This window comes from Haemophilus haemolyticus, assembly GCF_003493685.1.
In the GTDB taxonomy this organism is placed as follows: domain Bacteria; phylum Pseudomonadota; class Gammaproteobacteria; order Enterobacterales; family Pasteurellaceae; genus Haemophilus; species Haemophilus haemolyticus_O.
Window position 1 is genome coordinate 22,487 of record NZ_QQJW01000008.1, and the last position, 13,775, is coordinate 36,261.

A 13,775-nucleotide genomic window follows, 5' to 3' on the forward strand; every position below is an offset into this window, starting at 1 on the left:
AAAAACTGGCGCGTATTGTACCGCACTTTTAAAGCAAACGTTTGCTATTTTTTTAAAGAAATAAAAAAAATCCCCTGAAATTTCAGGGGAAGAGTAGTTTTTTCGCTTCAAAATATTTGATTATTATTAGAAATATACCGCGATTAATTATTGAGCGGGTGGATTTGGGTTATCCAATACATCCCAGACACTTTCTTGTCGAGGGGCGATTTCGGTTTCAGCTGATGGAGTAGCCGGCGATGGAGAAGCCGTTGATGTTCCTCCGCAGAAATTCTGCCCATTATTCACCCAAACTGGGATCACTTGATTGCTGTCACAATCCCAGCTACCATGTTGGGTAATACCAACCCATTTCATATTCGCAGGTTTATTTAGCTTCAATTTCTCAATATAAGTATGGCTTAAATAATCTTTATAAATCTGTAATGCGCCTGATGCACCAGTAAGTTTTGTTTCGCCATTATCATCGCGACCAAGCCAAACTGTGCTGATATTTTTTCCATCGATCCCCACAAACCAAGTATCACGCGCATCATTTGTTGTCCCTGTTTTACCGGCTAAACGTAAATCCGCATAATCATTTTGCAAGCTACGAGCTGTACCCCGTTCAACAGTTTGTTGCATTGCAAATAACGTTTGGAATGCCGCTTCTTGTGGGACCACTTGTTTTGCGGTTTTATCATGTTGATAAATGATATTTCCTTGACGATCCGCAATGGTATCGACGGTTGTGAGTTCAATCCGCCCACCTTGATTCGCAATAGTTTGATAAAGTTTCGTTACATCATAAGGTGAGATGGTATAAGCCCCGAGTAACATAGCGGGCACTTTTGGAATTTCCACATTATCCCATCCCATCGCTTTTTGTGTATCAATGACTTTGCTCAAGCCGACTTTCATCCCAATATTCACAGTCGGAATATTTAAAGAACGTGCTAAGGCATCCATTAACATCACTGAACCACTATATTTTTTGTCATAGTTGCGCGGCTGCCACGGCGGGCTACCTTTGACATTAATCGTAATTGGTTGGTTATTAATTGGGGTATTCAAACGGAACTGTTCTGGATTCGAAAGTGCGGTCAAATAAATTGATGGTTTTACTAAAGAACCAATCTGACGTTTTGCCATTAATGCACGATTAAAGCCTGCATATTGCGTTTGCAAACCGCCCACTACCGCACGAATTTCACCCACGCGGTAATCCGCAACAATCATGGCACCTTCTAAATATGGATTTTTCGTTTTCAGTTGTAGTTGTGAAACGGTATTCACCACTGCATTTTCTGCTTGAGCTTGTTGTTTTAAATCCATTGTGGAAAAAATACGTGCGCCAAGTAAGCTCGACATTTTATGTTCGCCAAGCTCACGGCGTAAATCTGCTTGTAAAGTTTGAATAAACGCAGGGTATTTACGCGAGATTTGTCCTTTTTGTTGAATACCTAAAGGTCGTTGGCTTAATAATTGGTAAAGTTCATCACCGATCATTTTATGTTCAAGCATGAGCTTTAAAACAACATTACGACGTTCTAAGGCATTTTGAGGATTACGCCAAGGATTATAAAGTGAAGGACCTTTGACCATCCCGACTAAAAGTGCAATTTGATCTAAGCTAATTTCACGAATTGAACGACCAAAATAGAATTGGCTAGCTAATTCAAAACCATGAATTTGCGTATCGCCATTTTGTCCGAGATAAATTTCATTGAGATAGGTTTCGAGAATACGATTTTTATCATAACGCCAATCTAACACCAATGACATCAAGGCTTCGTTCGCTTTACGGGTAATCGTACGTTCGCTTGATAAAAATAAATTTTTCACGAGTTGTTGAGTGAGTGTACTCCCACCTTGTACCGTTTGCCCCGCACGGATATTGGTAATTAATGCTCGTATAATCCCCACTGGGTTTATACCATAATGATCATAAAAACGGCGATCTTCCGTTAAAATTAAGGCATCAATCAATAAGCGCGGGTAGTTTTGTAAAGGAATTGCAAGGCGATCTTCATTATCAGATTCCAACATTGCAATTAATTTTGGCGCAAGGCGAAACTCATCGATTGCTTTTACGGCAACGAGATCTTCAATTCGATTAAGTTTGTTATCGACAAAACGTAAACGTAAAACTCGTTGTGGTTCTGGTTTATCAGGGAAAGGGAAAGCGCGGCGAAGAACCACAATGGTATCATCTTCCAATTTAAAATCGCCTGGTGCGGCTACCATGGTCGTTTGGCGATATTCGTTATCTAATAAAATTTGAATCACTTCATCAAAAGCGAGATTATCTGAAATTTTCACACTTTCAATGCGGCTATACACTTCAGCAGGCAGGCGCCAAATTTGCCCGTCCATTTTCGAACGGATTTGCCAATCTAAATATCCGCCATAAAATACGGTTAATACTGCACCAGTAAACGCGACTTTTAATAGAAAGTTTCTGAAAGAACAGCGTTTTTTCGGTGTTTTTTCTTCGGGATTTTTTTGAACGTTTTCGGTGGTCATAGTCGGTTAAGAGATAAAATCAACATAAGCTTCGAGGAAATGGATAAAATCTTGCGTGCCACAAAAAGCAATGCTTTCTTCATCATAATAATGAAAATCGTCTTCCAGTATTTCATCTGTTTCAATGGCGAGATTATTCGCTCGTACCATTACTTCATCAGCATCTAAAAACAATGTATATTCTGCGCCGATTAAGATCTCTTCTTGATTTTCAGAGAGTGATTGCGCAGTAGAAAGTGCGGTCAAAATCGCCTTTGGATTTGACCGCACTTCTGTATTGAACCAGTTAGCAAGGGCAATGTGTTCCATCGAACATTTTACGGATACATTGCCTTGATAATGTGTAAATTGAAAATCCATCTTAGATACTAAAGGATGAACCACAGCCACAAGTGCTGGTAGCATTTGGATTATTTACAGTAAAGCGTGAACCTTCTAAACCTTCTGTGTAATCGACGGTACCACCGATTAAATACTGTAAACTCATTGGGTCAATCACAAGTTGAACCCCTGATTTTTCAATCGTTAAATCGCCTTCATTGACTTTTTCATCAAAGGTAAAACCATATTGGAAACCGCTACAACCACCGCCCGTGATATACACGCGTAATTTCAAATTAGTATTTTCTTCTTCGCTGATTAAACTTTTTACTTTATTCGCTGCTGCATCAGTAAATGTCAATGGTACTGCAATGTTATCTGTCATAATTATTTCCCGCTTCCCGAAAATTTGAATTTCGTTATTATCTAATAACCATTTACTCCATTCAAGTGTAATCCAGTTTTTTCCTAGAAATCGTGCTATAATCTGGCAAAAATTTTTTCAAAAAAGGTGAAATAAAATGGCTATTCCAATTAGAACAGAAAAAGAAATTGTAAAACTACGTGAGGCCTGCAAATTGGCTTCGGATGTGCTGGTGATGATTGAACCTTACGTAAAAGCAGGTGTAACTACAGGTGAACTTGATCGAATTTGCCATGAATATATGGTGAATGAACAAAAGGTTATCCCTGCGTGTTTGAATTATCACGGTTTCCCAAAGGCTACCTGTATTTCCATTAACGAAGTTGTCTGTCACGGTATTCCAAGTGACGATAAAGTGCTAAAAAATGGCGATATTGTGAACATTGATGTCACGGTGATTAAAGATGGCTATTTTGGCGATAACTCAAAAATGTATATCGTGGGCAGAGAAACAAATATTCGTAGTAAAAAGTTAGTGGAAGCGGCACAAGAAGCCCTATACGTGGGATTGCGCACAGTAAAACCAGGTATTCGTTTAAATGAAATAGGCAAAGCTGTGCAAAAATATACTGAAAGCCAAACTTTCAGCGTTGTGCGTGAATATTGCGGACATGGTGTCGGTACAGAGTTTCACTGCGAACCTCAAGTATTGCATTATTACGCAGATGATGGCGGTGTGATTTTAAAACCAGGCATGGTGTTTACCATTGAACCAATGATTAACGCAGGCAAAAAAGAAGTGCGCGTGATGGGAGATGGTTGGACAGTAAAAACCAAAGATCGCAGCCATTCAGCACAATACGAACATCAACTTGTTGTCACCGAAACAGGTTGTGAAGTAATGACTATCCGTGATGAAGAAATTGCAGAAGGTCGAATCTCACGGATTATGGTGAATGTGTAATTGACATTAAATTATAAGATTAGGGCGTAGATATACGCCCTTTTTGTTTTTCTTTATAATAAAACGACTTCGCTCTAACAAAAGGCAATTCATATGCTGTTTTCTCCGACACTATCTTCTCCTTTAACGCCAAGTGCGGTCAAAATTGAGCGAGAAAATCTCAAGCAATTTGAGCTAGAGAATTTTTCTCGTTATTCCATTTTTGAGCTTATTGAAAATCGCAGTGATTTTTATGATGCCTTATTGATTCAACTTTGGCAGGAAATGGGATTAAGTGAACAACAGGGGATTTCTTTAATTGCGGTGGGCGGTTATGGACGGCGTGAGATGTTTCCTTTGTCGGATTTAGATTTTTTAATTTTGGTCGAGCAAATACCTAGCTCAGAAATTGAAGAAAAAATTACTCAATTTATCCAATTTTTATGGGATTGTGGCTTTGAGGTGGGAAATAGTGTTCGAACCTTAGAACAATGCGAATCGGAAGGAAAACAAGATATTACGATTGCCACCAATTTATTAGAAGCAAGATTTCTTGCTGGAAATCGACCTCACTTTGATGCGCTAAATGAATTGCTAAAACATGCTGATTTTTGGTCGAAAGAGGATTTTTTTAACGCCAAAGTGCAAGAGCAAATAGAACGTTATCAGCGTTATCACAATACGGCTTATAACCTTGAGCCAGATATTAAGTATAGCCCTGGAGGTTTGCGTGATTTGCATTTGTTGTATTGGGTGGCGTTGCGCCATTCTGGGGCTTTGACCCTTGAGGCCATTTTACAAAGTGGTTTTATTTATCCTCAAGAATATCAGCAACTACAAGAAAGTCGTGCATTTTTATTTAAAGTGCGGTTCGCTTTGCATTTGATTTTGAAACGTTACGATAATCGTCTGTTGTTTGATCGTCAAATTAAAGTCAGTGAATTGTTGGGTTTCCGAGGTGAAGGCAATCAAGCTGTGGAAAAAATGATGAAATGTTTTTTCCAAGCATTGCACCGAATTTCGCTGATTAGTAATTTGCTGATTCAGCATTATCGAGAAAATGTGCTTTCATCAAATCAGGATAGCGCGATTCATCAGTTAGACGATGATTTCCAACTGATTAATCAATGCTTATGTTTGCGTAATAGCCGTGTTTTTCAAGAAAAACCAGAGCGAATTTTAGATCTATTCTTTTATTTAACACAGTACGAACAGGCCAATATTCATTCTGATACCTTGCGTCAATTACAAATTTCCTTAGAGCAATTATCACAAAAATTATGCGAAATTCCTGCTGCTCGGGAAAAATTTCTACGTTTGTTTAATCAACCTAATGCGATTAAGCGTGCGTTTATGCCGATGCACCAATATGGCGTATTAACGGCGTATCTTCCGCAATGGCAAGCCATTGAGGGCTTAATGCAATTTGATTTGTTCCATATTTATACGGTGGATGAGCATACATTGCGCGTGATGTTGAAATTGGAAAGTTTTCTGTCACAGGAAAGTGCGGAAGCGCATCCCATTGCTTATCGAATTTTTAGTCAACTTTCTGACCGTACTTTGCTTTATATTGCTGCGTTGTTCCACGATATTGCAAAAGGGCGGGGTGGCGATCACGCAGAACTTGGCGCAGAAGATGTGGCAGACTTTGCGCAATTACATGGTTTAGATCGTCGAGAAATTGATACTCTTGCTTGGCTCGTAAAATCCCATCTGCTGATGTCAATTACGGCACAACGCCGTGATATTCATGATCCTGAAGTCGTCATGAATTTTGCGGAAGCCGTGCAAAATCAAGTTCGGCTAGATTATCTCACCTGTTTAACGGTGGCGGATATTTGTGCTACCAACAGCAATTTATGGAATAGCTGGAAACGTTCGCTTTTTGCCTCTTTATATGAATTTACTGAACAGCAATTTGCACAAGGCATGAAAGAATTGCTTGATTACTCAGAAAAATCGGAAGAAAACCGAAAACTTGCACAACAAATTTTAACGCAGGATTATTCCGATATTACGCCAATTTCGATTGAGCAATTATGGGCTCGTTGTCCTGAAGACTATTTTGTGCGTAATACGCCAAAACAAATCGCGTGGCATACAAGTTTGTTGGTGGATTTCGCTGAATCATTATTAGTGAAAATTAGTAATCGCTTTTCACTTGGCGGCACGGAAGTGTTTATTTATTGCCAAGATCAACCGCACTTATTTAATAAAGTAGTGAGTACCATTGGCGCAAAAAAATTCAGTATCCATGATGCGCAGATTATTACGACACAAGATGGTTATGTTTTTGATAGCTTTATCATCACAGAACTTAACGGTGAATTGCTTGAATTTGATCGTCGCCGAGAACTAGAGCAAGCTCTAACAGTAGCCCTTCAAAGTGAAAAATTACCCGCACTTTCTATTACGCCGAATCGTCAGCTTCAACATTTTACTGTGCAAACTGACGTGCGTTTTTTACACGAAAATAAAAAAGAGCATACTGAAATGGAACTGGTTGCGTTGGATAAACCAGGTTTATTAGCCCAAGTGAGCCAGATTTTTACTGAGTTAAATCTCAATTTATTGAATGCGAAAATTACTACTGTAGGCGAAAAAGCCGAGGATTTTTTTATTTTGACGAACCAATTGGGGCAAGCACTTGCAAGAGAGGAGAGAGAAATATTAAAACAGGTTCTAGTGAAAGAAATTAACTAATCGTATAGTTTTACGACGATATATTCGTTGTAGAAGATTAGGTTTGATTTTCTACAGAAAAGGACGCTTTTCAGCGTCCTAATTTCAAAATGATTTCGCTACATTTTTAAAGTATCACAAGCCTTTTCATTACCCTTATCACAAGCCTTACGGAACCATTCTTTAGCTTTTGAAAGGTCACGTTTAACACCTTCTCCATTGCGATACATCGTCCCCAAATTAAATTGAGCCTTTGCATAGTCTTGTTCAGCAGCTTTTTGATACCATTTTATGGCTTCAGCATAATCTTGTTTGATACCTTCTCCACGGTAATATGCCCAACCCAAATTATTTTGAGCTTTTGTATTCCCTTGTTCCGCAGCTTTGCGATACCATGCAACAGCTTCTGAATAGTCTTGTTTAACGCCTTTACCATTGTAATACATATTACCTAAATTATTTTGAGCCTTTGCATAGCCCTGTTTAGCAGCTTTTTGATACCATTTTATCGCTTCAGAATAATCTTGTTTGACGCCTCGTCCATTTTCATACATCAACCCCAAATTATTTTGAGCCATTGCTTCCTCTTGTTCAGCAGCTTTTTGATACCATTTTATCGCTTCAATATAATCTTGTTTGACGCCTTTTCCTAATTCATACATCAACCCCAAATTATTTTGAGCCTTTGCATTTCCTTGTATAATGGCTTTTTGATACCATTTTATCGCTTCTGCATAATCTTGTTTGACACCTTCTCCCAGGTAATATGCCCAACCCAAATTATTTTGGGCCATTGGATCCCCTTGTTCGATAGCTTTTTGATACCATTTTATCGCTTCAGTATAATCTTGTTTGACGCCTTCTCCACGGTAATACGCCCAACCTAAATTATTTTGAGCCTTTGCATTCCCTTGTACAATAGCTTTTTGATACCATTTTATCGCTTCAGCATAATCTTGTTTTACGCCTTTTCCTTCGGAATACATCCAACCCAAACTATTTTGAGCCTTTGCATGTCCCTGTGCGGCTAAAGGTTGCAAGTTTGAGGGCGGTTTGATAGTCTCCTTTATTAACAGCTTCAAAGCCTTGTTGAAATTGCTGTTCTGGCGTATCTGCCCAAGCCGTAGATTGAACAGAAAAAATTGAAGTAGCTAACAATGCGCTAGTGAGAAATGTTTGTGTCAGTTTCATATAATAATCTCTAGATTGATTTATAGAAGACGCCAAAATTTTTGTTTGGCAATATATTTTTAGTATCTACTGAATTGTCAAACTAAAAACGAGTCGTCATTATACTTTGAATTTATAACCTAACTGAAACACTTTCTTAATTTTTTAACGTTTAAATAAGGCAACATGTGTAGCTGTTCGTAAGGTTGATATCTTTTTTATTGTACTAAACAAATTATATTTGATGTCCTTATAAATAACTTGGCTGTAGCAGTTAGATTGTAAATTTAAGTATAAAAACAGTGGCGTTGAAGTGAAAAATAGTGGTTCTTGAAAAATATATTTCTAGGTAAATTTGCCTTATGTTATCCTTTGCAAAAAATTTTTAGGATCACATTATGTTGAGTATTTTTGTTACTTTTCTTGGCGCATTTTTAACATTGATTGTGATGCGACCAGTTGCCAATTGGATTGGATTAGTTGATAAGCCAAACTATCGTAAACGTCATCAAGGTGCAATTCCGCTAATCGGTGGCGTGTCGCTTTTTGTTGGAAATCTTTGCTATTACCTGATGGAATGGGATCAGCTTCGATTACCGTATCTCTATTTGTTCAGTATTTTTGTTTTATTGGCGATTGGGATTTTAGATGATCGTTTTGATATTAGCCCTTTCTTGAGAGCAGGGATTCAAGCGATATTGGCGATTTTAATGATCGATCTTGGGAATGTTTATCTAGATCATCTCGGTCAAATTTTAGGGCCTTTCCAGTTAACGCTCGGTTCCATCGGTTTGATTATTACCGTCTTTGCCACTATTGCGATTATTAATGCCTTTAATATGATTGATGGTATTGATGGATTGCTCGGTGGGCTTTCTTGCGTTTCTTTTGCGGCGATTGGTATTTTAATGTATCGAGATGGGCAAATGGATATGGCGCACTGGAGTTTTGCTTTAATCGTATCGATTTTACCTTATTTGATGCTCAATCTAGGCATTCCATTTGGGGCTAAATATAAGGTGTTTATGGGCGATGCGGGGAGTACATTAATTGGCTTTACCATTATTTGGATTTTGTTATTGAGTACGCAAGGAAAAGGGCATCCTATGAATCCAGTCACCGCACTTTGGATTATTGCGATTCCTTTGATTGATATGGTTGCGATTATTTATCGCCGTGTACGTAAAGGTAAAAGCCCATTCCGCCCAGATCGTTTACACGTTCATCATTTAATGGTGAGAGCGGGTTTGACATCAAGACAAGCCTTTTTATTGATTACTTTTGTTTCGGCAGTTTGTGCAACTATCGGTATTTTAGGGGAAGTTTATTATGTGAATGAGTGGGCGATGTTTGTCGGCTTTTTCATTTTATTTTTCCTTTATGTATATTCAATTACGCGTGCATGGCGAATTACTCGTTGGGTAAGAAGAATGAAACGTCGTGCCAAACGGTTGAAGAAAGCATAAAAAATAAAGGCTTGTGTTATTAAACCACAAGCCTTTATTTTTGAGAAAATTCACCGCACTTTAGAGTTTGGGCGATATGTTTTGTAGATAGAAAAAATCCCCAGCCTTTGGCTAGGGATTGAAATTTGGAGCGGGAAACGAGGCTCGAACTCGCGACCCCGACCTTGGCAAGGTCGTGCTCTACCAACTGAGCTATTCCCGCAATAATGCTTTTATAATGTGAAATTGGAGCGGGAAACGAGGCTCGAACTCGCGACCCCAACCTTGGCAAGGTTGTGCTCTACCAACTGAGCTATTCCCGCAGTTCACATCAGTGAATGAGGTCGCATTATACAAATATTTTTAGGGCTTGCAAGGGCAATTTCATAAAAAGAAATTTTTTGTTGAAGTTTTCGTCAATCTAATTTCATGAAATATTCGCGATAATAAGCCAGCTCTTTAATAGATTCTCGAATGTCATCTAGCGCCAAATGCGTATTCTCTTTTTTGAAGCCGTCTAAAATTTCAGGTTTCCAACGTGCCGCAAGTTCTTTTAATGTGCTTACGTCTAAATGGCGATAATGAAAATAATCGGCTAAATCAGGCATATATTTCACTAAGAAGCGTTTATCTTGGGCAATACTATTACCGCAAATTGGCGACGCACCTTTTGGCACCCATTTTTTTAAAAAGTCTAAGGTTTGTAATTCTGCTGCACGTTCGGTAAGTTTGCTGGCTTTTACGCGTTCAATTAAGCCATTTTCACTATGTGTTTTTTGACACCACTCATTCATTTTATTGAGTAATTCATCTGATTGATGAACCGCTAATACTGGACCCTCTGCCAAAATATTTAAATTTTTATCTGTCACAATAGTGGCAATTTCAATAATACGTTCTTTTTCCGGATCTAAACCGGTCATTTCTAAATCAATCCAAATAAGATTTTGTTTATCGAATGGCATAATATCAGGTATCCTATGCAAAATTTTCTTCATTTTACCAAAAACAAGGGAAAAAACGACCGCACTTTTATGGCTAAACGTAAATTAACTCAAAACCAAACTCGAAGAATTCAATCGAATAATGCGAAAACATTGCATCGCCATAAGAAAAAAGACATTGAATGGTCAGATGAAATACTGGGCGAATCACAAGAAGGCGTTGTGGTCACACGTTATTCTATTCACGCAGATGTTGAAAATGAACAAGGCGAAATTTATCGTTGTAATTTGCGCCGTACATTGTCGAGTTTGGTGGTGGGAGATAAAGTCGTTTGGCGTAAAGGCAATGAACAATTGCAAGGTGTGAGTGGCGTGATTGAGGCGATTCACCCTCGAGAAAATGAAATTTCCCGCCCAGATTATTACGATGGTTTGAAACCCATTGCAGCGAATATTGATCGTATTATTATTGTATCAGCGGTGTTGCCAACGCTTTCCTTAAATATTATCGATCGTTATCTTGTTGTGTGTGAAATTGCGGGAATTACGCCTCTCATTGTTTTGAATAAAGTGGATTTATTGGCGCAAGAACAGCGTCAAGAAATTGAAGAACAACTTAAAATTTACCAAGATATTGGCTATGAAATTTTAATGATTTCAGCAAAGAGCGGTGAAAATATGGAAAAATTGACCGCACTTTTGGCACAAGGCACCGCGATTTTTGTTGGGCAATCTGGCGTTGGTAAATCGAGTTTAATTAATCACATTTTGCCTAGCGTAAATGCTCAAGTAGGGGATGTGAGTGAAACATCAGGCTTAGGACAGCATACCACGACCTCATCGCGTCTGTATCATTTGCCACAAGGCGGTAATTTAATTGATTCACCGGGAATTAGAGAATTTGGGCTTTGGCATTTAGATGCGGAGCAAATCACAAAAGGCTATCGAGAATTTCAATATGTTTTGGGCACCTGTAAATTCCGTGATTGTAAACATTTGAGCGATCCAGGGTGTGCGTTACGTGAAGCCGTCGAGCAAGGCAAGATTTCGCCTGTTCGTTATGATAATTATCATCGATTAATTGAAAGTTTAAGTGAAACAAAATCACAACGTCATTTTTCAGCAGTTTAACGATTGCGCAAGCTGGATGATAAATAAACAAATCCTGCGTTTTTTTATGATCTAATTCAATTTTTTTAGTGTTTATTCTTGATTATTCGCTTTTGAACAAGGATACTAAGGCGGATTTTATCTTTGTATTTTTTTTAACTATTATTTAGTAGAGGTAGCATTATGTACTCAAAAGATGTTGAAATCACTGCGCCAAACGGCTTACACACTCGTCCTGCAGCACAATTTGTGAAAGAAGCGAAAGCATTTTCTTCTGATATCACAGTAACATCTGCTGGTAAGAGCGCAAGTGCAAAAAGTTTGTTTAAGCTACAAACGCTAGGTTTAACACAGGGTACGGTGATCACCATTTCTGCTGAAGGCGAAGATGAGCAGCAGGCAGTTGAGCATTTAGTCGCTTTGATTCCAACTTTAGAATAATTCTTACTTAGCCATAAAATTGTGAAATTTTATGGCTATTGTTTATCTATTCCTTTTTAATTATTTCGGAAGGTATCTATGATTTCTGGTATTCTCGCATCACCTGGTATTGCCTTTGGTAAGGCACTTGTTCTTAAAGAAGAAAAGATTGTTCTTGATACACAAAAAATTACTGATGATCAAATTGACGCAGAAGTCGCTCGATTTTACGAAGGACGTAGCGCGGCGGTGGAACAACTTAATTCAATCAGAGAGCGTGCATTAATTTCTTTAGGCGAAGAAAAAGCTGCAATCTTTGAAGGTCACTTGATGATTCTTGAGGATGAAGAATTAGAAGAAGAAATTCTTGATTATCTTCGTTCAAATAAAGTTAATGCCGCAGTTGCAGCGAGCAAAATTATTGATCAACAAGTCACAATGTTGTCGGAGATCGATGATGAATATTTGAAAGAGCGTGCTGGCGATATTCGTGATATTGGTAACCGTTTAATTAAAAATATTTTGGGTATGTACATAGTAGATCTTGGCGATATTCAAGAAGAATCAATTCTTGTTGCTTATGATCTGACTCCATCAGAAACTGCCCAACTTAATCTTGAAAAAGTATTAGGGGTTGTCACTGATATTGGTGGTAGAACGTCTCATACTTCTATTATGGCGCGTTCTTTAGAATTACCAGCGATTGTAGGCACAAATAATGTGACCGAATTAGTCAATACAGGTGATTACTTAATTTTAGATGCGATAAATAATCAAGTTTATATCAATCCAACACAATCTCAGATTGATGAATTAAAAACACTTGAAGCTAAAATTTCTCAGGAAAAAGCCGAGTTAGCTAAATTAAAAGATCTTCCCGCAATCACCTTGGATGGACATAAAGTTGATGTGGTCGCGAATATCGGGACAATCCGTGATTGTGAAGGGGCAGATCGTAATGGTGCAGAAGGTATCGGTTTATACCGAACTGAATTCTTATTTATGGATCGTGAACAGCTTCCGACGGAAGAAGAACAATTCATCGCCTACAAAGAAGTTGTAGAAGCAATGAACGGGCGTTTAACCGTGCTTCGTACTATGGATATTGGTGGTGATAAAGAGCTTCCATATTTAGATTTACCAAAAGAAATGAATCCATTCTTGGGATGGCGTGCGATTCGCATTGCCTTAGATCGTCGTGAAATTTTAAATGCACAATTACGCGCGGTGTTGCGTGCTTCAGCGTTTGGTAAATTGGCGGTGATGTTCCCGATGATTATTTCTGTAGAAGAAATTCGAGAATTAAAAGCGGTTATTGAAACATTAAAAGCAGAATTACGTGCAGAAGGCAAAGCTTTTGATGAGCATATCCAAGTGGGTGTAATGGTTGAAACACCGTCCGCTGCTGTAAATGCAAAATTCTTAGCAAAAGAAGTAGATTTCTTCAGTATCGGTACTAACGATTTAACCCAATATACTTTGGCGGTGGATCGAGGCAATGAGTTAATTTCTCATCTTTACAATCCGATGCAGCCATCTGTGCTTAGTTTAATTAAACAAGTGATTGATGCTTCTCACGCAGAGGGTAAATGGACGGGAATGTGCGGTGAATTAGCCGGTGATGAACGTGCAACCTTATTGTTACTTGGTATGGGATTAGATGAATTTAGTATGAGTGCTATTTCCGTACCTCGAATTAAAAAATTAATCCGTAATGTGAATTTCCAAGATGCAAAAGCCCTTGCTAATGCCGCATTACAAAAACCGACCGCTTCGGAAATTGAGCAGTTAATCGAAGAATTTTTGGCGGAAAATGCATTAAATTAAACAAAATTGTTTGATTTTACGTTAAAATAACAGCCATCTAT

General features: G+C 38.3%; 12 protein-coding genes and 2 tRNA genes. 6 read left to right on the plus strand and 8 right to left on the minus strand.

The annotated features are described in order from the left end of the window. Positions 1-147: 147 nt before the first annotated feature. Genes mrcB through erpA form a run of 3 tightly spaced genes read right to left on the minus strand, consistent with a single transcriptional unit; the run spans position 148 to position 3,211 of the window. Entirely contained in the window at positions 148-2,505 is a 2,358-nt protein-coding gene (mrcB, locus tag DV434_RS07255; protein ID WP_118785619.1) for a penicillin-binding protein 1B, read from the minus strand. 6 nt (positions 2,506-2,511) lie between these two features. Continuing rightward, positions 2,512-2,865 carry a YacL family protein gene (locus DV434_RS07260; protein WP_032826506.1) on the minus strand — a complete coding sequence of 118 codons (354 nt, stop codon included), beginning with the start codon at positions 2,863-2,865 and terminating at the stop codon, positions 2,512-2,514. A 1-nt stretch (position 2,866) separates the two neighbouring features. Continuing rightward, on the minus strand, positions 2,867-3,211 hold the full coding sequence (gene erpA, locus DV434_RS07265) for an iron-sulfur cluster insertion protein ErpA (RefSeq protein ID WP_005632606.1): 345 nt from the start codon (positions 3,209-3,211) through the stop codon (positions 2,867-2,869). 136 nt (positions 3,212-3,347) lie between these two features. Between erpA and map the strand changes: the two genes are divergently transcribed. Further along, positions 3,348-4,154 carry a type I methionyl aminopeptidase gene (gene map / locus DV434_RS07270; RefSeq protein ID WP_118785620.1) on the plus strand — a complete coding sequence of 269 codons (807 nt, stop codon included), beginning with the start codon at positions 3,348-3,350 and terminating at the stop codon, positions 4,152-4,154. Positions 4,155-4,247: 93 nt separating this feature from the next. Beyond that, positions 4,248-6,839, plus strand: a complete 2,592-nt coding sequence (gene glnD, locus DV434_RS07275) for a bifunctional uridylyltransferase/uridylyl-removing protein GlnD (protein WP_118785621.1) — start codon at positions 4,248-4,250, stop codon at positions 6,837-6,839. A gap of 98 nt (positions 6,840-6,937) precedes the next feature. Here glnD and DV434_RS07280 read toward each other — a convergent pair whose 3' ends face one another. Further along, positions 6,938-7,858 (minus strand): SEL1-like repeat protein, encoded by a 921-nt coding sequence (locus DV434_RS07280; protein WP_239994346.1) that lies wholly within the window; start codon positions 7,856-7,858, stop codon positions 6,938-6,940. Further along, a complete protein-coding gene (locus DV434_RS11020) occupies positions 7,815-8,009 on the minus strand; it encodes an outer membrane protein assembly factor BamD (protein WP_239992771.1) in 195 nt (64 codons plus the stop codon). The genes DV434_RS07280 and DV434_RS11020 overlap by 44 nt, the downstream gene beginning before the upstream one ends. Positions 8,010-8,386: 377 nt before the next feature. Between DV434_RS11020 and wecA the strand changes: the two genes are divergently transcribed. After that, entirely contained in the window at positions 8,387-9,454 is a 1,068-nt protein-coding gene (gene wecA / locus DV434_RS07285) for a UDP-N-acetylglucosamine--undecaprenyl-phosphate N-acetylglucosaminephosphotransferase (RefSeq protein ID WP_105875568.1), read from the plus strand. A gap of 126 nt (positions 9,455-9,580) precedes the next feature. On the opposite strand, the gene DV434_RS07290 is transcribed toward wecA, so the two are convergent. The 3 genes from DV434_RS07290 to orn form a co-directional block, all read right to left on the minus strand. Next, positions 9,581-9,656 (minus strand) — tRNA-Gly (locus tag DV434_RS07290). A 24-nt stretch (positions 9,657-9,680) separates the two neighbouring features. After that, positions 9,681-9,756: transfer RNA gene (locus DV434_RS07295), tRNA-Gly, on the minus strand. 93 nt (positions 9,757-9,849) lie between these two features. Continuing rightward, positions 9,850-10,398, minus strand: a complete 549-nt coding sequence (orn, locus tag DV434_RS07300; RefSeq protein WP_118785622.1) for an oligoribonuclease — start codon at positions 10,396-10,398, stop codon at positions 9,850-9,852. A gap of 69 nt (positions 10,399-10,467) precedes the next feature. Here orn and rsgA point away from each other — a divergent pair, with 69 nt between their 5' ends. The 3 genes from rsgA (at position 10,468) to ptsI (ending at position 13,734) form a co-directional block, all read left to right on the plus strand. Beyond that, the gene (gene rsgA / locus DV434_RS07305) at positions 10,468-11,508 is read left to right on the plus strand and encodes a small ribosomal subunit biogenesis GTPase RsgA (protein WP_118785663.1); all 1,041 of its coding nucleotides are present in this window, start codon (positions 10,468-10,470) and stop codon (positions 11,506-11,508) included. A gap of 162 nt (positions 11,509-11,670) precedes the next feature. Then, on the plus strand, positions 11,671-11,928 hold the full coding sequence (ptsH, locus tag DV434_RS07310) for a phosphocarrier protein Hpr (protein ID WP_005628404.1): 258 nt from the start codon (positions 11,671-11,673) through the stop codon (positions 11,926-11,928). Positions 11,929-12,006: 78 nt separating this feature from the next. Continuing rightward, a complete protein-coding gene (ptsI, locus tag DV434_RS07315) occupies positions 12,007-13,734 on the plus strand; it encodes a phosphoenolpyruvate-protein phosphotransferase PtsI (protein ID WP_118811566.1) in 1,728 nt (575 codons plus the stop codon). The last annotated feature ends 41 nt before the right edge of the window (positions 13,735-13,775 follow it).